Below are 18917 nucleotides of genomic sequence, written 5' to 3' on the forward strand. Positions count from 1 at the left end.
ACGATGGTGCAGATGTCCATCCGCCTGCTCTCCCGTCGTGACCGGGACCCCTCCGAGGGATCCTCGGGTCCCGCCCGCGTCGACCGCAGGACCAAGAACCTGACCAAGCGGCTGCGTCCCGGCGACGTCGCGGTCATCGACCACCTCGACATCGACCGGGTCAGCGCCGAGGCGCTCGTGGCGTGCCGCCCGGCCTTCGTGGTCAACGCCGCCCCCTCGATCTCCGGGCGATACCCCAACCTCGGCCCGGAGATCATCGTCTCCGCCGGGGTGCCGCTGGTCGACCGCGCCGGGCCCGAGGTGATGGCGCTCAAGGACGGCGCGCCGCTGCGCATCGAGGGTGGCCTGCTGCTGCACGGCGACCGGCCCGTCGGCGGCGGCAGCCTGCTCGACCCCGACGCGGTGCAGGAGGCGATGACCCTCGCGCGCGCGGGGCTGTCGGCCGAGATCGAGGCCTTCGCCGAGAACACGATGGACTACCTGCGCAAGGAGCGCGAGCTGCTGTTCGACGGGGTCGGCGTCCCCGACATCCGCACCGAGCTCGACGGTCGGCACGCGCTCATCGTCGTGCGCGGCTACCACTACAAAGAGGACCTCGACACCCTCCGCAGCTACATCCGCGAGTACAAGCCGATCCTCATCGGGGTCGACGGCGGCGCCGACGCCCTCATCGAGGCCCGTCACTCGCCCGACCTCATCGTCGGCGACATGGACTCGGTCAGCGACCGTGCCCTGCGCAGCGGCGCCGAGATCGTCGTGCACGCCTACCGCGACGGCCGTGCGCCGGGGCTCGAGCGGGTGCGAGAGCTCGGCGTCGAGCCCGTCGTCTTCCCGGCCACGGGTACCAGCGAGGACGTCGCGATGCTCCTGGCCGACGACAAGGGTGCCTCGCTCATCGTGGCCGTGGGCACCCACGTGACGCTGGTCGAGTTCCTCGACAAGGGGCGGCAGGGGATGGCCAGCACCTTCCTCACCCGCCTCCGGGTGGGTGGCAAGCTCGTCGACGCCAAGGGCGTGAGCCGCCTCTACCGCAACCGCATCTCCTCGTTCAGCGTCGTGCTGATGCTCCTCGTGGCCGTGCTGGCCCTCGGGGCCGCGCTGTGGTCCACCGACGGTGGCCGCGCGATGCTCGAGGTCCTCGCCGCCCGGGTCGACGACGTCTGGGCGGCCGTCCAAGGAGTCCTGCCGTGATCGACTTCCGCTACCACATCGTCTCGATCGTCTCGATCTTCCTCGCGCTCGCCGTGGGTATCGTCCTGGGCGCGGGGCCCCTGCAGGGTGAGATCGGCTCGACCCTCCAGAACGAGATCGCGGGGCTGCGTGACGACAAGGCCCAGCTCAACACCGAGCGCGACGCGCTCCAGGCGAAGGTCGAGCAGCGCGACGCCTACCTGGCGGCGGTCTCGTCCCGCGTCCTCGCCGGGACGCTCACCGAGCGCACCGTCGCCCTCGTGGTGCTCCCGGGCGCCGACGCCGCCGCGAGCGAGGCCGTCACCGAGGCCGTCGACGCCGCCGGCGGCCGCATCGCGTCGACCACGTCGGTCAGCGCCGACTGGGTGTCGACCAACCAGAAGGTCGCCGGCACCCGCGACCGCCTGGTGCAGCAGGCGGCGAAGGACGCCGCCGTCGACCCCGGGTCGGCGGCAGCGCTCACTCCCCGTGACGTGCTGCTCGCCACCTTGCTCACCCGCACCGCCCCGGCGGGTGACAGCGGCCCCGACGACGAGACCGCCCGCGCCGCCCTGCAGACACTGGCGGACGGCGGGCTGCTCTCCATCGACGCTCCCGCGTTCACCCGCGCCGAGCTCGTGGTCGTCCTGTCGGGGGCGGTCACCGACGGCTCCGAACAGGTACGCACCGGGACCGCGCAGCGCTGGGTGGGTCTGGCCGCGGCCCTCGATGCGCGCTCGCGCGGTGTCGTCGTCGCCGCCGACATCGAGTCCGAACCCACCGGCACCTCGGTGCTGACCACCCTGCGCGAGGACTCCGCCGTCTCCAAGGCAGTGTCGGGCGTCGACGACGTGGCGAGCCCCACCGGCGTCGCGAGCGTCGTCTTCGGCCTCGCCGAGCAGAACGGCGGCAGCGCCGGGCAGTACGGGCTCGGCCCGCGCGCCGACGCCGCCTACGCGCCGGTCCCGGGGACGTGAGCCCACCCCGTCGCCCGGTCGCGGCGGCCGGAGCCCTGGCCGCGGTCACGTCCGCGGTCACGGCCGGGTTGGGCCTGCGGCTGCTCACGCGCAGCGTCACCGGCGCGCGCTGGCGCCGCACCAACCACGCCGGTAGCGACGTGACGCTGCTCGAAGGTCCGGCCTGGGTGGCCGGAGCCGCCGCCGGCGCAGCGCTGGGCGGGCCCGCGGGGCTGCTCGCGGTCGCCGGCTCCGGCGCGCTGGGCGCCCTCGACGACCTGGCCGGCGACGGCTCGTCCAAGGGCCTGCGCGGCCACCTGGGAGCGGCCGCCCGCGGCGAGCTGACCACCGGGGCCGTCAAGGTCGTCGGCATCGGGCTCACCGGCCTGGCCGCGGCCGCCCTGGCCGACCGCGGCCGCGATGACCTGGGGGTGGTCGACACCCTCGTCGGGGGTGCGGTCGTCGCCGGCGCCGCCAACCTGGTCAACCTCCTCGACCTGCGCCCCGGCCGAGCCCTCAAGGCCACCCTGCTCGCCGCCGCTCCGCTCCTCCTCGCCGGCGCCGCGGGCCGCCGCGCGCCCCGCGTGCAGGCGTCGGCCGCCGTGGGGGCCTCCCTCGGCGTGCTGCGCGACGACCTCGCCGGGCGCGCGATGCTCGGCGACACCGGGGCCAACGCCGCCGGCGCCCTCCTCGGCACGGCCCTCCTCGGCACCACCGGGCGCTCCGGCCGGCTGGTGGCCCTCGGCGTCCTGACGGCGCTGACCCTGGCGTCCGAGCGGGTCAGCTTCACCGCGGTCATCGAGTCGACCCCGGGGCTGCGCGAGCTCGACGCGTGGGGCCGGCCCACCCGATGACCCGCCGCCGCCTGGCCTCCGGTGTCGCCGGGGCCGCCGGACTCATCGCCCTCGTCACGATGGTGTCGCGGGTGGCCGGGTTCGCCCGCATCCTCGTCTTCGCCGACTCGGTGCGCGCCCGGGGTGTGGGCGAGATCTACCAGAGCGTCAACGCCCTGCCCAACGTGCTGTTCGAGGTGGCCGCCGGCGGGGTGCTCGCCGCCGTCGCCGTGCCGCTCATCGCGCACCGGCTGGGGGCCGGGCAGCGTGAGCACGCCGACCGCCTGGCCTCGGTGCTGCTCACCTGGGCCCTGGTGGTGCTGGTGCCGCTGGGGCTGCTGCTCGCGCTCGCGGCCCCGGTCCTGGCCGGGTGGCTGGTCGACGACTTCGACCCGCGCGCCCAGGCCCTCGGCACCACGCTGCTGCGCATCTTCGCGGTGCAGGTGCCGCTGTACGGCGTGGGCATCATCCTGGCCGGCCTGCTCCAGGCCCACCGCCGCTTCCTGGCCGCCGCCCTGGCCCCGCTGGTCTCGTCGGTCGTGGTCCTCGGCTCCTACCTCTGGTACGGCTCCCTGACCGGGGGCGCGGTGTCACCGTCGTCGGTCGGCGACCGGGCCGTCGCCGTCCTGGGCTGGGGCACCACCCTCGGCGTCGTCGTGCTGTCGCTGCCCCTGCTGGTCCCCGCCCTGGCCACCGGCTGGCGGTGGCGGCCGGGCCTGCGCCTCGACCCCGACGACGCCCGGCGCATCGGTGCGCTGGCCGGCGCCGGGGTGCTCGCGCTCGGCGCCCAGCAGGCGGCCGTCCTGGCCACCGTCTGGCTGGCGAACCACTCGGGCACCCGCGGGTCGTTCACCGTCTACCAGTACGTGCAGGCCGTGTACCTGCTGCCCTACGCGGTCCTCGCGGTACCGGTGGCGACCAGCGCGTTCCCGGCGCTCGCGGCCCGCACCGGGGCGGGCGAGGACGTCACCGGCACCCTGGCCCGGTCGCTGCGCGCCGTCCTCGTACTGTGCGGGGTCGCGGCCGGGGTGCTCATCGCGGCCGCCCCCACGGTCGGCGCGTTCTTCCGCGCCCTCGACGCCAACAAGGGGCCCGACGGCTCCAGCCCGGACGCCCTGGCCGCGCTGGCGCCGGCCCTCACCGCCTACGCGCCCGGCGTCGTCGGCTTCGGGCTGACGGCGCTGCTGACCCGGGCGCTGTACGTGCGCGGCCGCCCGCTGGACGCCGCGTTCGCCGTCTCCCTCGGCTGGGCGGTGGCCGCGGTCCTGCCGCTGGTGCTCGTCGGGCCCGACCGCGGCGCCCTGACCACGCTGCGGTGGCTCGGTCTCTCGTCGACCCTCGGGATGACCCTGTCGGCCGCCCTGCTGGTGCTGCTGGTCCGCCGCGCCTGGGGCCCGGAGGTCACGCGAGGGATGGCCCGCACGCTCGGCGCCGTCGTGGTGGCCGTGGCGCTGGCCGTGCTGGTCGGCGACCTCGTCACCCGCGGGCGCAGCTACGACGGTCTGGCCGACGCCGCCCTCTGGGGGGTGGCCACCGGGGCGCTCGCCCTCGTCACGGGGCTCTTGACCGTCTTCTACGGTGACCGGACGATGATGGGCCAGATGCGCGACGGCGGCCGCTCGCGGCGTCGGGGAGGGGAGGGCGGGTGAAGGTGCTGCTCGTGCTCGGGACCAGCGCCGGCGGGGTGGGCCGCCACGTCCAAGGCCTCGCACGGCTGCTGGCCGGGGCGGGGCACCTGGTGATGGTGGCCGCCCCGGCCGCCGTCGCCGAGACGTTCGCGCTGGGCGAGCACGCGACCGTCTCGCCCGTCGAGGTCACCGACCGGCCGCACCCCCGTCGCGACGCGCGCGCGATACGCGACCTGGTGCCGCTGGTGGCCGGGGCCGACGTCGTGCACGCCCACGGCCTGCGCGCGGGGGCCGTCGCGGTCCTGGCCGCCGCCCGCTCGCGCACCCCGGTCGTCACCACCCTGCACAACGCCGCCCCCACCGGGCTGCTCACCGGCGCGGTCTACGCCGGGCTCGAGCGGGTGGTGGCCCGCGGCTCGCGCGTGGTGCTGGGCGTCTCGGCCGACCTGGTGCAGCGGATGGAGGCCCTCGGCGCCGCCCACACCGCGTTGGCCGTGGTCCCGGCGCCGCCCCGCCGGCTGCCGTCGGGCGACCGCTACACGGTGCACGGTGAGCTCGGCCTCGACGCGCGGACCTGCCTCGGCGTCGTCCTGGCCCGCCTGGCGCCGCAGAAGGGCCTGGACCTCCTCCTCGACGCCCACCGGGACCTGCGCGACCTCGACCTGGTCACGGTGGTCGCCGGCGACGGCCCGCTGCGGGCGCGGCTCCAGGCCCGCATCGACGCCGAGCGGCTGCCGGTGCGCCTGCTCGGAGTCCGCGACGACGTGCCCGACCTGCTGGCCGCCGCCGACGTGGTCGTCTCGAGCGCGGTGTGGGAGGGCCAGCCCGTGGGGCTCCAGGAGGCCCTGCACGCCGGCGCCGCCATCGTGGCGACCGATGTCGGGGGCACCCACGCGGTCGTCGGCGACGCCGCCATCCTCGTCCCGGGCGGCGACCCGGTGTCGCTCTCGCGCGGCATCCGCGACGTCGTCACCCACGGGGGAGTGCGCGACGACCTGAGGTCCAAGGCGGTCGAACGGGCGGGCGAGCTGCCGTCCGAGGCCGACGCCCTGGCCGCCGCCGAGACCGCCTACGCCCTCGCCCGCACGGGTTCCTGAGGGCCGTCCGCGTGCGCGCGGTGGGATCCCGGGACCCCGTCCGGTGCGTCGCCGGACCGGGGGCGCGCCCGATGACGTATCGTTGAAGCCCGTGGTGCTCCAGACGACGAAACAGATCTTCGTGACCGGAGGCGTCGCCTCCTCGCTCGGCAAGGGGCTCACCGCCTCGAGCCTGGGGCACCTGCTCCGGGCCCGCGGGCTGCGGGTGACGATGCAGAAGCTCGACCCCTACCTCAACGTCGACCCCGGGACGATGAACCCGTTCCAGCACGGTGAGGTGTTCGTCACCGACGACGGGGCCGAGACCGACCTCGACATCGGCCACTACGAGCGCTTCCTCGACGTGAACCTCAAGGGCAGCGCCAACGTGACGACCGGCCAGGTCTACAACCGGGTCATCACCAAGGAGCGCCGCGGCGAGTACCTCGGCGACACCGTGCAGGTCATCCCGCACATCACGAACGAGCTCAAGGAGCGGATGCGGGCCCAGGCGGCCGGCTCGCCCGGGGTCTCGGACGCCGAGGCACCCGACATCATCATCACCGAGATCGGCGGCACCGTCGGTGACATCGAGTCGCTGCCGTTCCTCGAGGCCGCCCGCCAGGTGCGCCACGACCTGGGCCGCGACAACGTGTTCTTCCTGCACGTCTCGCTCGTGCCCTACCTCGCGCCCAGCGGCGAGCTGAAGACCAAGCCGACCCAGCACTCGGTCGCGGCGCTGCGCCAGGTCGGTATCCAGCCCGACGCCCTCGTGCTGCGGGCCGACCGCGAGATCCCCGAGTCGATCAAGCGCAAGATCAGCCTGATGTGCGACGTCGACACCGAGGCCGTCGCGGCCGCCGTCGACGCCCCGAGCATCTACGACATCCCGAAGGTCCTGCACCGCGAAGGTCTGGACGCCTACGTCATCCGCCGCCTCGGGCTCACCTTCCGCGACGTCGACTGGACCGACTGGGACACCCTCCTGCAACGCGTGCACCAGCCGGAGCACGAGGTCGAGGTGGCGCTGGTCGGCAAGTACGTCGACCTGCCCGACGCCTACCTGTCGGTCACCGAGGCGCTGCGGGCCGGCGGCTTCCACCACGACGCCAGGGTCCGCATCCGCTGGGTGCCCTCGGACTCGTGCGAGACCGAGGCCGGCGCCCAGAAGGCCCTCGGCGGGGTGGATGCCGTGCTGGTGCCCGGCGGCTTCGGCGTACGCGGCATCGAGGGCAAGGTCGGCGCGCTGCGGTGGGCCCGCGAGCGCCAGGTCCCGACCCTCGGCATCTGCCTCGGCCTGCAGTGCATGGTCATCGAGTACGCCCGCGCCGTCGCCGGCATCGAGGGCGCGAGCTCGACCGAGTTCGACCCCGACACCCCGGCGCCGGTGATCGCGACCATGGAGGAGCAGAAGGCCTTCGTCGAGGGCGCGGGCGACCTCGGCGGCACCATGCGGCTGGGGTCCCAGCGCGCCGCGCTGCGCGAGGGCTCGGTCGTGGCCGGCGCCTACGGAGCCACCTTCGCCGACGAGCGCCACCGCCACCGCTACGAGGTCAACGAGTCCTACCGCGAGGCCCTCGAGGACGCCGGGCTCGTCATCAGCGGGACCCACCCCCAGCTGGGCCTGGTCGAGTTCGTGGAGCTGCCGCGCGAGGTGCACCCGTACTACGTGTCGACCCAGGCGCACCCCGAGTTCAAGTCGCGCCCGACCCGCGCGCACCCGCTGTTCGCGGGCCTGGTCGGTGCGGCCATCGAGCAGCAGCGGGCCGCCCGGCTCGTCGAGGTCGAGCGGCCGCGGGTCGTCGAGCCCGCCGACGCGCGTGCCTGACCCGGGGGAGGACCTGCTGCGCGACCGGCTCGAGCGCCGCCCGGTGCTGGAGTCGACCCTCTCGTTCGAGGGGCGGGTCTGGGACGTGCGCAGCGAGCGCGTCGACCTCGGCGAGGCCGGCGTCGTCACCCGCGACTTCGTCGACCACACCGGCGCCGTGGCCGTGCTGGCCCTCGACGACGACGACCGCGCCGTCGTCATCCAGCAGTACCGCCACCCCGTCGGCGCGTTCGACTGGGAGATCCCGGCCGGGCTGCTCGACGTCGACGGCGAGCCCCCGCAGGTGACCGCGGCCCGCGAGCTGCACGAGGAGGCGGACCTGACCGCCGGCTCCTGGGCGACCCTGGTCGACCACTGGTCCTCGCCGGGCGGCTCCAGCGAGAGTCTGCGCATCTTCCTGGCGCGCGACCTGGCCGACGTGCCCCACGCCGACCGCTTCGAGCGCCACGGCGAGGAGCTGGGGATGCCGCAGCGCCGCGTCCCGCTCGAGGCGCTGGTCGAGGGGGTCCTCGACGGGCGGCTGCACAGCCCCACCCTGGTCATCGCCGTGCTGGCCGCGCACGCGTGCCGAGCCCGCGGCTGGCGGGGCCTGCGGCCGGCGGACGCCCCGTGGCCGGAGCGCAGCCCGGGGCGCACCCGCTCCTGACCGCCGCGAGTACCGAGCCCCCCGGCGGGGTACGTCCCCCCTGTGACGCCCAGGACGACGTGGGAGGATGACCTCGTGGCCGAGACCTTCGGGAACGGCAGGGGGTCGCAGGCCTGGCTCAAGGTGTCCGGCAGCGAGGACACCCTCGACCCCACCGGCCCCTGCCCCTGCGGCGGCGTGCCCCCGGGCGCGTCCTTCGCCCAGTGCTGCGGCCCGGTCATCGAGGGCGAGCGCCGGGCCGAGACCGCCGAGCGCCTGATGCGCTCGCGCTACACCGCGTACGCCCTGGCCGACGGGATGCACCTGTTCGTCACGTGGCATCCGCGGACCCGCCCCGAGAGCGTCGACCCCGAGCCGTGGGTGCGGTGGGCCGGGCTCGAGGTCCTCGACGTGGTCGGCGGTGCGGCCGGCGACGACAGCGGCGTCGTGGAGTTCCGGGCCACCTGGCTCGCGGGGGAGGGCCGGACCCGCCAGCGGGGTGAGGTGCAGGAGCGCAGCCGCTTCGAGCGCCGCGCCGGCCGGTGGTTCTACGTGGGTCCGGAGCCCGGCTCGCCCGGGTGACGGCGCCCGGGGCGTGGCCGGTCACTGGTAGCTGACGAACGAGGGGGCGGGGCGCACCTGAGCCAGCGTCTGGGCCGGGGTCAGCATCGGGGAGTCCTCGTCGACGAAGTTCTTCCAGCCGAGCCGCACGCCGGGCGGCAGTCCGCGCCGCACCGCCGCGTAGGTGGCCCGCTTGGCCGGCTGGCTGCCCTGGCCGTCGGCGTGCACCAGCCACTGGATCTCGTCGAGCCCGGTGTCGAGGTCCTCGCGGTCGCGGACCATCGAGGCCCGGAACTGGTGCAGGGTGAGCACCTTCGGCGGCAGGTCGTGGCGGCGGACCAGCGCAGCGAGCCAGCGCCCGACCGCGTTGACCTCGGCGACCCCCACGTGGCCGATCTGCTCGAGCGGCTGCTCGTGGGGCCCCAGACGCCACTCGGGGTCGAGGGCCAGCCCGACGTGCGGCTCGCGCAGCAGCGACTCGTAGACGCGCGCCTGGGACAGGAAGTCGGCCCGCCCGGGCTGGAGGTCGAGGACGACGTAGACGCCCGACGCCCGGGCCGCCGCGACCCACGGCGCCAGCACCGACACGGCGGTGCGCCGCGAGTACAGGTGGTCGCCGCCGGCCGACCCCGACGCGACGGTGGCGATGAGCTCGAAGGCGGGCACCACGGGGACGTCGGACAGCCGGGCGTAGGCGCGGGCGGTCGCCTGGGCGCGGGTCACCGCGGCCGCCGGCCCCTGCTCGCCCAGCAGGCCGAGGGCCGGGGTGCTGGGGTGCCCGTACAGCGCGACCATCCGGCGACCGGTCAGGGGGAGCAGCCCGCCACCCGGCAGCGTGGCGGCGGTGCGGGCGGTACGCACCCGCTGGGCGAAGTGCGGGCCGAGGGCGCCGAGGCCCAGGACCGTGGCCACCGGCGCGTCGCGCAGGGCGGCGATGTCGGCGGGGCGCACCCGCGGGTCGGTGGAGCCCAGCCGGACGGTGCGCGCGCCCGTGGCGGCCAGCATCGGCGCGAGGACCCGGGGGACGACGGCCCCCGGGGCGAGCACCAGCCGGGCCGGGGTCTCGGGCGGGAGGGGCGGGAGGCCGGGGACGTCGGGAGTGCCGAGGGTGGTGCGGTCGACCCGCACGGTGGTGCGCGCCCCCAGACGACGCAGCTCCTGGGCGAGGTCGGGCCCGTCGAGCAGCAGCGGCAGGCCGAGGGCGGTGGCCACGCGCAGGCCGGTGGCCACGTCGGCCCCGGCCGGGGAGGTGACGACCACCGCGGTGCAGCGCTCGAGCAGCGCCCGGCCGGCGGCCACGGTGGGCTCGGTGTCGGGGTCGAGGACGCCGACCCGGCCGTCGGGGTGGACCACGAGCTCGTGCCGGGCCGGGGCCGAGGGCTCCGGGGGGGTCGGGGGCGCCGACGTCGGGGTGCCCGACCCTGTGGGGCCGCCGGTACCGGAGGCCTGGGTCGTGCAGCCCGCGGCCACCGCCGCGCCCAGGGTGGCCAGGGCCACGCCGCGCAGCGCGGCCCGGCGCGGGAACGGGCTGGTCACAGGGCCTCCAGACGGACGGGACGTCCCTACCGTCGCACGCCATGGCCCCCGTGCGAGGCTCAGCGACCGGTGACGCGCCGCAGCCAGGACCGCCGGTCGCGGGCGGCGCGGCGCTGCTCCGGGCTCGCGGCCGCGTCCTGTTCGGGGGTGGTGTCCCGCGGCTGCGGGAGGTCCTCGGGCCGGCGCGCGGACAGCCGGACGACGCGGGCGAGGTCGACCGCGGCGTCGATGGCCGCGATGGCGGCGTCGTCGAGCTCGTACATCGTCGGCTCGACCTGCACCTGGAAGCCGTCGGTGCTGACCAGCCAGCGCCCGCCGTCCTCGTAGGCCTGCATGATCGCCACCTGGTCGAAGGCCACCGTCGAGCGCGAGCGGGGCGTGCGCACCATCACGCCGTCGTCGCCGACGACCAGCACGGCGTCGGAGTAGCCCCGCCCCGGGTACTCGGTGCCCGCCACCGTGCGGGGCGAGTGCATCGGGATCTGGTTCCAGCCCGCCCAGTCGAGCCCGAGGTCGGGCAGCTGCGCCAGCGCGCTCGCGTGCAGCTCCTCGGCCACGGCGCGCACCTGGTCGGGGGTGATGCCGGCGAAGTCGCCGGGCCCCCACGCGGGCCCCTCGGACGCGAGGCCGAGGACGCGGTCGAGGGCGCGCCGGCGCGCGGCGTCCGGGGTGGCGTCGGCGGCGCGGTGCGTCTCGGCGGCCGCCCGGGCGGCGTAGGTGACCTCGGCCGCGCCGAGCGGGCCCCAGCGCAGGCGCGCCATGGCGTCGACGACCGCTCCGACGAGTGCACCGCCGCGGTGCTGCAACAGGCAGTCGGCGGTGATGGTGACGATGGCGGCCTCGGCGTCGCGCACCTCGAGGGTGGCCGAGGCGCTGAGGCTGATCCGGTCGCCGTCCAGCAGGTCGCGGTCGAGGGCGCGGCCGAGCAGCATCGTGTAGACCACCGCGGCCGGGCCGGGGGTCACGACCCCCGAGACCACGAGGGTGTCGGTGGTGCTGTCGCGGAACCACATCGGCGCCTGACCCAACGCGGTCGTGACGACCGGCAGGGTCGAGCGCTCGCCCTCGGGCAGCGGCATCTTCAGGGAGCCGGGCGCGATGTCACCGGCCAGCCACGCCACGGTGTTCTCACGGGTGAAGGCGGCATCGGCCCAGAGCTGCACGAGATCGGCGTCGATGCCGGGCAGCCCGAGCTCGGGGAAGGAGGCCAGCCCGTAGCCCTGGGCGCCGTAGCGCAGCAGCGGCGAGGCCCGGCGCTCCTCGGTGCGGCGGGCCTCCTCGGCCCGCAGGGCGTCGCTCTCGAGCGCGATGCGGTGGGTGGGCAGCTGCTGGAGGTTGGCGCAGACGCCGTTGAGGACGTTGGCCACCTGCTGGGCCGAGCCCTGCGCGTACACGTGGGTGTAGCGGTCGTGGATCTCGACGTTCTGGTGGGGGTCGCCGACGACGACCTGGTGCAGCGCGAGATGGCTGACCAGGTGGGTGAGGCCGCGCACGGCGAGCGTCTCGTCGGCCCAGCCCACGCGGAAGATGAGGCCGCCGCTGCAGAGGCCGTCGTCGCGGTCGGCGACGAAGACCGGGATGCCGTCGACCGTGGTCTCGGTGACGCTCATCGACGCCTTCCTTCGGCCACGGCGGCGCCGCGGACGGTCTCGAGGTCCTCGCGGTGGGCGGCCGCGAGCTCCCAGGCGCCCGGGGCGAGGGCGGGGCCGAGCGCGCGGAAGTGCTTCATCGAGCGGCCGCGCTGACCGGCCAGGGCCGTGACGACGGCGAAGTCGGTGTGGACCTCGACGGCGGCGTAGGGGGAGGTGCAGGGGGCGGCCGTGAAGCGCTCGGAGGCCTCCTCGAGCTTGGTGCGGACCTCGGGCTGGCGCAGGTAGTCGGTCTCGCCGGTGGGGCTCTCGACGTGCCAGCGGGTCAGGTGCAGCAGCGGCACCAGGCCCCAGTCGGGGCTGCCGTCGGGTGCGCCCGCGGTCGCGCTGCGGACGTGGGCCAGGACCTCGTCCCAGGCGCCCCCGGGCGCCGGCACCAGGGCCCGGAGCATGAGCCGCTGCGCGACGCTGTGCTCGGGGGCCAGCTCGCGCAGACGCTCGTAGCGGCGGCGGGTCTCGCTCGGGCCGAGCCCGGCGGCCGCGGCGGTGACGAGGCGGACGAACCAGGCCGTGGCGTCGGAGCGGTCCTCGGCCACGAGCCGGATGAGGTCCTGCTCGGCCGCGAGGGCCGAGGCGCGGTCGGAGCCGGCGCGGACCCGGCGCAGGCACGCGAGCAGGCGCGCGGTGCGGTCGTCGGGGTGCGCGGCCAGGTGCGCGGCGAGGGGGCCGTCGAGCGCCTCGCTCTCGGCGAGCACGTCGAAGGCCATGACCTGGTCGGACGCGGAACCGCGCCCGACCGCCACGAGGCGCTCGAGGGCGCCCGGGAGATCGCCGTCGGTGGCTCGGGTTCGAAGCTCCTCGAGGTCCGGGAAGATCTCTCCGGGGTCGAAGACTGGGACAGGGCCGGGGAGTGACATCGCGGGCATCCTATGGCGGCGAACGCCGCGTCCGCGGCGAGTCGGCGGCACTGGTGGCCGAAGGTGCCGGGGGCCTCGGCCGAACCGCCGAAGGGTAGTCTCACGCGGCTGTCGGGGCCGGGTGGTACGACAGCGGGATGTACCTCGAGAACGTCAGCCTCGACGCCCACGACCCGCGCCTCCTGGGCCGGTTCTGGCAGGGCCTCCTCGGCGCCGAGCCGCTCACCGACGGGCCCGACCTGGTCGAGAGCCGGCTGGCCGTGCCGGGCGGCCCGGTCCTCGACCTGTGTTTCCCGTCGGTGCCCGAGCCCGTCGCGCCCGCGCCGCGGCTGCACGTCGACGTCGCCGGCGGCACGCGCCAGGGCGAGGTCGTCGAGCGGGCCCTGGCGCTGGGGGCGCGCCCCCTCGACATCGGGCAGGGCGACGTGCCGTGGGTGGTGCTGGCCGACCCCGAGGGCAACCCGTTCTGTGTCATGGAGGAGCGGCCCGAGTACGCCGGTGCGGGCGCCGTGGCCGCGCTCCCGCTCAGCAGCACCGACCCCGCGCGTGACGCCGCCTTCTGGGCCGCGCTCACGGGTTGGCGGCCGGTGCCCGGGAGCCCGCTGACGGCCCTCCAGCACCCGTCCGGGCTCGGGCCGCTGCTCGAGCTGTGCCCCGAGGCCGCGCCCAAGGACGCGGCTCTGAAGAACCGGATGCACCTCGACGTCCGGCTCGAGGCCGGCGACGACGAGGACGCCGTGGTGGCGCGGGTCGTCGAGCTGGGCGGCCGGGAGTGGGAGCCCGGATGGGGCCGACTGCCGTGGCGGCTGGCCACCGACCCCTCGGGCAACGAGCTCTGCCTGCTCCCGGCCCGGCGGCCCTGAGCGGCGCCCCCGGCAACCCGTTCGGCGCCGGCGTCGGGCCTCCGTAGACTGGGCCGGTCCGGGGGACCGGTGGCCGCGTGCGGCCCCGCCCGCCCGGCAGCCGTCCACACCGACCCCGACTCGAAGGATCCTCCGTGCTCCGCACCCACGAGGCCGGCACCCTGCGTGCCGACCACACCGGCCAGACCGTCACCCTCACCGGGTGGGTGGCGAAGCGGCGCGATCACGGCGGGGTGGCCTTCATCGACCTGCGCGACGCGAGCGGCGTCGCCCAGGTGGTCGCGCGCGACGAGGTGCTCACCGGCGCGGCCCACGACCTGCGCAGCGAGTACGTCGTCAAGGTCACCGGCGAGGTCACCGCCCGCGCGGAGCGCAACGTCAACCCCGACCTGCCGACCGGGGCCGTCGAGGTGGTCGCCCGCGAGATCGAGGTCCTCAACCCCAGCGCGCCACTGCCGTTCCAGGTCGACGAGCGCGTGACGGTCGGTGAGGAGGCACGGCTCAAGCACCGCTACCTCGACCTGCGCCGCCCGGGCGCCCACTCGGCCGGGCACGCCATCCGGCTGCGCTCGAAGGTGAGCCAGGCCGCGCGCCGCGTCCTCGGCGACCGTGACTTCGTCGAGATCGAGACCCCGACCCTCACCCGGTCGACGCCCGAGGGCGCCCGCGACTTCCTGGTGCCGGCCCGTCTGGCCCCGGGCAGCTGGTACGCCCTGCCGCAGAGCCCCCAGCTGTTCAAGCAGCTGCTCATGGTGGCGGGGATGGAGCGGTACTACCAGATCGCCCGCTGCTACCGCGACGAGGACTTCCGCGCCGACCGCCAGCCCGAGTTCACCCAGCTCGACATCGAGATGAGCTTCGTCGAGCAGGACGACGTCCTCGAGCTCGGCGAGGCGCTGGTCCGCGAGATCTGGCAGCTGATCGGCGTCGACCTGCCCACGCCGTTCCCGCGGATGACCTACGCCGAGGCCATGCGCCGCTACGGCAGCGACAAGCCGGACCTGCGCTTCGGCCAGGAGCTCGTCGAGTGCACCGAGTTCTTCGCCGACACCTCGTTCCGCGTGTTCCAGGCCGAGTACGTCGGCGCGGTCGTCATGCCCGGCGGTGCGAGCCAGCCGCGCAAGCAGCTCGACGCCTGGCAGGAGTGGGCCAAGCAGCGCGGCGCCAAGGGCCTGGCCTACGTGCTGGTGCAGGACGACGGCACCCTCGGCGGCCCCGTGGCCAAGAACCTCTCGGAGGCCGAGGCCGCCGGCCTGGCCGCACACGTCGGGGCGCAGCCGGGTGACTGCATCTTCTTCGGCGCCGGCGCACCGCGCGCGTCGCGCGCCCTGCTGGGGGCGGCCCGGCTCGAGATCGGCCAGCGGTGCGGGCTGGTCGACGAGGACGCCTGGAGCTTCCTGTGGGTCCTCGACGCCCCCCTGTTCGAGTCGGCGTCGGAGGCGGTCGCGGCCGGCGACGTCGCCGTGGGTTCCGGGGCCTGGACGGCCGTGCACCACGCGTTCACCTCCCCCAAGGAGGAGTTCATGGACACCTTCGACACCGACCCCGGGTCGGCGCTGGCCTACGCCTACGACATGGTCTGCAACGGCAACGAGCTCGGCGGAGGGTCCATCCGGATCCACCGCCGCGACGTGCAGGAGCGCGTCTTCCAGGTGATGGGGCTCGCGCCGGAGGAGGCGCAGGAGAAGTTCGGCTTCCTCCTCGACGCCTTCGCCTTCGGCGCCCCGCCGCACGGCGGCATCGCCTTCGGGTGGGACCGCATCGTGATGCTGCTCGGCGGCTTCGACAGCATCCGCGACGTCATCGCGTTCCCGAAGTCCGGTGGCGGCTACGACCCGCTCACCGACGCGCCCGCCCCGATCACGCCGGAGCAGCGCAAGGAGGCCGGGGTCGACGCGAAGCCCGAGCCGCCGAAGGGCGCCCCCGAGCCGCCGACGGCCTGACGCAGGTTCCCGCAGGGGGCGAAAGAGTTGTCCCGGCGGTCAGGAGGGGGTCGGCGGGGGCGGCAGGGCCCCGGCGCGCCAGCGGCTGCGCCACTGCATCCCCGTCCGGTACCCGAGCCGCCGGTAGACCCGGCGGGCGTCGTCGTTGTCGGCGAACATCCCGAGCGCGCAGGCGCCGGTGGCGGTGACCGCGCGGCGGGTGAGGGCGGCGGTCACGGCGGCCCCCAGCCCCTGGCGGCGGGCCGTGGTGGCGACCGCGATGCCGGCCAGGGTGGGGGTGCCGGCGCCCGACGGCTCGCTGCCCCCGCAGGCGACCAGAGCGCCGGCGTCGTCGCGCACGCCCACCCAGAGCTGGCCGGGCCGCGCGAACGGCTGGCCGTGCGTGCGGGGGCTCGCCACGGCCAGCAGCGCCCTGGCCTCCGGGGCCTCCGCCGGGTCGAGCACCACCACCCGGTCCTCGCCGGGGACGTCGGTGGGCGGCAGGTCGCGGGTCCACAGCCAGTCCCAGTCGCCGCCCGGGCCGTCGATCGGCAGGTGCCGGTCGACGACGTCGTGGTGCTCACGGGGCCGGCTGAGATGGCGGAAGTCGCCCGCCGCGAACCAGGAGCGCACCCAGGGGTCGGCCAGGAGCGCGTCGATGGCCGGCCCGTCACCGAGGACCGACGCGCCGGGGACGCCGTGGTCCGAGCGGCGGGGGAACGCGACCGCGCCGGTGCCGTCGAGCGCCACCGCCCATCCCGGCGGCGCGAACCCGCGGCCGACGTCGAGCTCGACGACCGGGTGGTGCCCGGAGGCCTCCAGCAGCTCCTCGAACGTCCCGATCGGGCGGACCTCGCTCATGGCAGCAATCTCGCACGCGGGCCCGGCGTCCCGGGCGCCGGGTGCGCGGGGGCACCGTTCCGCCGCCCCGATGGCTACCGTGGGCCGATGCCCGCGACGCGCACCCGTCCCCCGACCGTCGCCGACGAGCGGACCCAGCTCCTCGGCTGGTTCGACCTCCAGCGGGGCGTCGTCCGGCTGAAGTGCGAGGGGCTCTCGGACGCGGACGCCCACCGGTCGCTGGTGCCGACCTCGCCGCTGATGACCGTGGCCGGCGTGGTGTCGCACCTGGCCTCGACCGAGGACCTGTGGTTCCGCGAGGTGCTGCTGGGGGAGCCCTCCGAGCTGCCGGGGCTGCGCCGCGAGGACGACGACGGCGACTTCCGCGTCGACCACCTGTCGCTGGCCGAGGTCCTCGACCGCTACGAGGCCGCCTGCGCGCGCTCCGACGCCGCCATCGCCGGGCGGTCACTCGACGACACCGGCAGCACCGCGCTGCACTCGGTCGGCGAGGCGTCGCTGCGCTGGATGGTGCACCACATGCTCGAGGAGACCGCCCGGCACGCCGGCCACCTCGACCTGCTGCGCGAGCTGCTCGACGGCGAGACCGGCTACTTCTGACCGGAGGGAGCGTCCGGGGCCGGTGGCGTCGGCGCGCGGCGCTAGCCTCGCGGGATGAGCCAGGACGGGACCGACCTCTTCGGCGCCGCGGCCGGTGACCGCCCGGGTGCCGGCTCGTCGGCGATGGCCCCCCTGGCCGTGCGGATGCGGCCGCGCAGCATCGACGAGGTCCGCGGCCAGGCCGAGGTGCTGCGCCCTGGCAGCCCCCTGCGCCGGCTCATCGAGGGCGGTGGGGGAGCGGCGGGCCCGCTCTCGGCCATCCTCTGGGGGCCGCCCGGCACCGGCAAGACCACCCTCGCTCACCTCGTGGCCACCGCGGCCGAGCGCGAGTTCGTCGAGCTCTCGGCCGTCACCGCCGGCGTCAAGGACGTGCGCGCGGTGATGGAGGGGGCCGCCCGCACCCGCGACCTCTACGGCCGCCAGACGGTGCTCTTCCTCGACGAGATCCACCGCTTCACCAAGGCCCAGCAGGACGCCCTGCTCCCGGGTGTCGAGAACCGGCTCGTGGTCCTGGTGGCCGCCACCACCGAGAACCCGTCCTTCTCGGTCATCGCCCCGTTGCTGTCGCGCTCGATGCTCGTCACGCTGGTGCCGCTCACCGACGAGCAGGTGGCCGAGGTCCTCACCAGCGCCGTGGCCGACCCGCGGGGCCTGGCCGGGGCCTACGCCCTGGCCGACGACGCCCGCGACCACCTGGTGCGGCTCTCCGGCGGCGATGCCCGGCGCTCGCTCACGTTCCTCGAGGCGGCCGCCGGCGTGGCCGACGACTCGCTCGCCCCCGGGGCGGCCCGGCCCGAGGTCGTCGAGATCACCCTGGCCCAGACCGAGCAGGCCGTCGCCCACGCCGCCGTGCGCTACGACCGCACCGGCGACCAGCACTACGACGTCGCCAGTGCCCTCATCAAGTCGATGCGCGGCTCCGACGTCGACGCGGCCCTCCACTACCTGGCGCGGATGCTCGAGGCGGGCGAGGACCCGCGCTTCATCGCGCGCCGCATCGTCATCGCCGCCTCCGAGGACGTCGGGATGGCCGACCCCACCGCACTGCAGACGGCGGTGGCCGCCATGCACGCGGTCGCCCAGATCGGGATGCCCGAGGCGCGCATCATCCTGGCCCAGGCCGTGGTCCACAACGCCCTGGCCCCGGCCTCGAACGCCGCCTACACCGGGATCAACGAGGCCATCGCCGACGTGCGCGCCGGCAAGGGCGGGCCGGTGCCCCTGCACCTGCGGGGCAGCGGCTACGGCGGGGCCGACCGCATCGCGCAGGCCTCGGCGGCCGCCACGGGCCGCGGCCGCGCGCCGTCGTACGTCTACGCCCACGACGAGCCCGACGGGGTGGCGCGCCAGCAGTACCTGCCCGACGACCTCGCGGGCACCACCGACTACTACCGCCCCACCGACCGCGGCTTCGAGGGGCGCCTCCAGGAGCGGTGGCGCTGGCTGAAGGAGCGCCTCGGCCGCTGAGCCCAGGGGCGCGCGCGCCGGCCCGCGTGGTCCGCGCCGTCGGCGGCCTCGCCTACGGTGGGCCGATGGACACCGACGCCGCGCTCGCCGCCCACGAGGAGCAGCTGGTGGCCGACCTCGCCACGCTCACCGCCGCCCCGCCCGCCGGCGAGAACATCTCCTTCGGCAAGCGCATCGGTGAGGGCACCTCGCTGGCGGTCGACCGGCTCTCGGCCGTGGCAGTGCAGGAACAGCTCCTCGACACCCTGGCCCAGGTCCGCGCGGCCCGCGCCCGCGTCGCCGACGGCACCTACGGGCGCTGCCAGGTCTGCGGCGAGCCCATCCCGGCGGCTCGTCTCGAGGCCCGGCCCTGGGCGGCCCGCTGCGTCCGGCACGCGTGAGGCGGGGCGTCCGCCGCTCCTTGTAGGGTCGTGGGTATGGAGGTCACGCTCGGAGGGACCGCGGCGCGCACGGGCGCGCCCGCGATGTCCGCCCACGTCGTGCGG

At 75.9% G+C, this 18917-nt stretch carries 17 protein-coding genes; 13 read left to right on the forward strand and 4 right to left on the reverse strand.

Annotated features, from left to right (window positions below; all coding sequences use genetic code 11):
- Window positions 1-12 precede the first annotated feature (12 nt).
- From steA to ATL31_RS15825, 8 genes are all read left to right on the forward strand, one after another.
- Window positions 13-1191 carry a putative cytokinetic ring protein SteA gene (steA, locus tag ATL31_RS15790; RefSeq protein WP_245862561.1) on the forward strand — a complete coding sequence of 393 codons (1179 nt, stop codon included), beginning with the start codon at window positions 13-15 and terminating at the stop codon, window positions 1189-1191.
- Entirely contained in the window at window positions 1188-2147 is a 960-nt protein-coding gene (locus tag ATL31_RS15795) for a copper transporter (protein WP_158239859.1), read from the forward strand. Before steA ends, ATL31_RS15795 begins: the two co-directional genes overlap by 4 nt.
- Window positions 2144-2980 carry a hypothetical protein gene (locus tag ATL31_RS15800; protein WP_101396908.1) on the forward strand — a complete coding sequence of 279 codons (837 nt, stop codon included), beginning with the start codon at window positions 2144-2146 and terminating at the stop codon, window positions 2978-2980. The genes ATL31_RS15795 and ATL31_RS15800 overlap by 4 nt, the downstream gene beginning before the upstream one ends.
- Entirely contained in the window at window positions 2977-4608 is a 1632-nt protein-coding gene (gene murJ / locus ATL31_RS15805) for a murein biosynthesis integral membrane protein MurJ (protein WP_143598412.1), read from the forward strand. The genes ATL31_RS15800 and murJ overlap by 4 nt, the downstream gene beginning before the upstream one ends.
- Window positions 4605-5684, forward strand: a complete 1080-nt coding sequence (locus ATL31_RS15810; RefSeq protein ID WP_101396912.1) for a glycosyltransferase family 4 protein — start codon at window positions 4605-4607, stop codon at window positions 5682-5684. The genes murJ and ATL31_RS15810 overlap by 4 nt, the downstream gene beginning before the upstream one ends.
- A 94-nt stretch (window positions 5685-5778) precedes the next feature.
- Window positions 5779-7491 (forward strand): CTP synthase, encoded by a 1713-nt coding sequence (locus ATL31_RS15815; RefSeq protein WP_101397750.1) that lies wholly within the window; start codon window positions 5779-5781, stop codon window positions 7489-7491.
- Window positions 7484-8137 carry an NUDIX domain-containing protein gene (locus tag ATL31_RS15820; protein ID WP_101396914.1) on the forward strand — a complete coding sequence of 218 codons (654 nt, stop codon included), beginning with the start codon at window positions 7484-7486 and terminating at the stop codon, window positions 8135-8137. The genes ATL31_RS15815 and ATL31_RS15820 overlap by 8 nt, the downstream gene beginning before the upstream one ends.
- Window positions 8138-8212: 75 nt before the next feature.
- Entirely contained in the window at window positions 8213-8698 is a 486-nt protein-coding gene (locus ATL31_RS15825) for a YchJ family protein (RefSeq protein ID WP_245862565.1), read from the forward strand.
- Between the two features lie 21 nt (window positions 8699-8719).
- Here the strand turns inward: ATL31_RS15825 and ATL31_RS15830 are convergent, their stop codons facing one another.
- Genes ATL31_RS15830 through ATL31_RS16480 form a run of 3 tightly spaced genes read right to left on the reverse strand, consistent with a single transcriptional unit; the run spans window position 8720 to window position 12719 of the window.
- A complete protein-coding gene (locus ATL31_RS15830) occupies window positions 8720-10213 on the reverse strand; it encodes a hypothetical protein (protein ID WP_101396916.1) in 1494 nt (497 codons plus the stop codon).
- A gap of 59 nt (window positions 10214-10272) precedes the next feature.
- Window positions 10273-11823, reverse strand: coding sequence for an insulinase family protein (locus ATL31_RS15835; protein ID WP_143598413.1), 1551 nt, complete (start codon window positions 11821-11823; stop codon window positions 10273-10275).
- Window positions 11820-12719: a hypothetical protein gene (locus tag ATL31_RS16480; protein ID WP_158239860.1), complete on the reverse strand. Its 900-nt coding sequence runs from the start codon at window positions 12717-12719 to the stop codon at window positions 11820-11822. The genes ATL31_RS15835 and ATL31_RS16480 overlap by 4 nt, the downstream gene beginning before the upstream one ends.
- Window positions 12720-12856: 137 nt before the next feature.
- On the opposite strand from ATL31_RS16480, the gene ATL31_RS15850 reads away from it, so the two are divergent.
- Together ATL31_RS15850 and aspS are read left to right on the forward strand one after the other, a co-directional pair.
- Window positions 12857-13582 (forward strand): VOC family protein, encoded by a 726-nt coding sequence (locus ATL31_RS15850; protein ID WP_101396922.1) that lies wholly within the window; start codon window positions 12857-12859, stop codon window positions 13580-13582.
- A gap of 134 nt (window positions 13583-13716) precedes the next feature.
- Window positions 13717-15525, forward strand: coding sequence for an aspartate--tRNA ligase (gene aspS / locus ATL31_RS15855; protein ID WP_101396924.1), 1809 nt, complete (start codon window positions 13717-13719; stop codon window positions 15523-15525).
- Window positions 15526-15564: 39 nt separating this feature from the next.
- Here the strand turns inward: aspS and ATL31_RS15860 are convergent, their stop codons facing one another.
- The gene (locus ATL31_RS15860; RefSeq protein WP_101396926.1) at window positions 15565-16365 is read right to left on the reverse strand and encodes a GNAT family N-acetyltransferase; all 801 of its coding nucleotides are present in this window, start codon (window positions 16363-16365) and stop codon (window positions 15565-15567) included.
- 87 nt (window positions 16366-16452) lie between these two features.
- Here ATL31_RS15860 and ATL31_RS15865 point away from each other — a divergent pair, with 87 nt between their 5' ends.
- From ATL31_RS15865 to ATL31_RS15875, 3 genes are all read left to right on the forward strand, one after another.
- The gene (locus ATL31_RS15865; RefSeq protein ID WP_101396928.1) at window positions 16453-16965 is read left to right on the forward strand and encodes a DinB family protein; all 513 of its coding nucleotides are present in this window, start codon (window positions 16453-16455) and stop codon (window positions 16963-16965) included.
- Window positions 16966-17019: 54 nt separating this feature from the next.
- Window positions 17020-18432, forward strand: a complete 1413-nt coding sequence (locus ATL31_RS15870) for a replication-associated recombination protein A (RefSeq protein WP_101396930.1) — start codon at window positions 17020-17022, stop codon at window positions 18430-18432.
- Between the two features lie 65 nt (window positions 18433-18497).
- The gene (locus ATL31_RS15875) at window positions 18498-18812 is read left to right on the forward strand and encodes a TraR/DksA family transcriptional regulator (RefSeq protein WP_101396932.1); all 315 of its coding nucleotides are present in this window, start codon (window positions 18498-18500) and stop codon (window positions 18810-18812) included.
- The last annotated feature ends 105 nt before the right edge of the window (window positions 18813-18917 follow it).

Source organism: Phycicoccus duodecadis (assembly GCF_002846495.1).
Taxonomy (GTDB): Bacteria; Actinomycetota; Actinomycetes; order Actinomycetales; family Dermatophilaceae; genus Phycicoccus; species Phycicoccus duodecadis.

What these genes read in the sequence shown, in the direction of transcription:
- steA (WP_245862561.1), top strand. Translation starts at nt 13, where the DNA reads ATGTCCATCCGCCTGCTCTCCCGTCGTGACCGGGACCCCTCCGAGGGA.
- murJ (WP_143598412.1), top strand. Translation starts at nt 2,977, where the DNA reads ATGACCCGCCGCCGCCTGGCCTCCGGTGTCGCCGGGGCCGCCGGACTC.
- ATL31_RS15835 (WP_143598413.1), bottom strand. Translation starts at nt 11,823, where the DNA reads ATGAGCGTCACCGAGACCACGGTCGACGGCATCCCGGTCTTCGTCGCC.
- ATL31_RS16480 (WP_158239860.1), bottom strand. Translation starts at nt 12,719, where the DNA reads ATGTCACTCCCCGGCCCTGTCCCAGTCTTCGACCCCGGAGAGATCTTC.
- ATL31_RS15850 (WP_101396922.1), top strand. Translation starts at nt 12,857, where the DNA reads ATGTACCTCGAGAACGTCAGCCTCGACGCCCACGACCCGCGCCTCCTG.
- ATL31_RS15860 (WP_101396926.1), bottom strand. Translation starts at nt 16,365, where the DNA reads ATGAGCGAGGTCCGCCCGATCGGGACGTTCGAGGAGCTGCTGGAGGCC.
- ATL31_RS15865 (WP_101396928.1), top strand. Translation starts at nt 16,453, where the DNA reads ATGCCCGCGACGCGCACCCGTCCCCCGACCGTCGCCGACGAGCGGACC.
- ATL31_RS15870 (WP_101396930.1), top strand. Translation starts at nt 17,020, where the DNA reads ATGAGCCAGGACGGGACCGACCTCTTCGGCGCCGCGGCCGGTGACCGC.
- ATL31_RS15875 (WP_101396932.1), top strand. Translation starts at nt 18,498, where the DNA reads ATGGACACCGACGCCGCGCTCGCCGCCCACGAGGAGCAGCTGGTGGCC.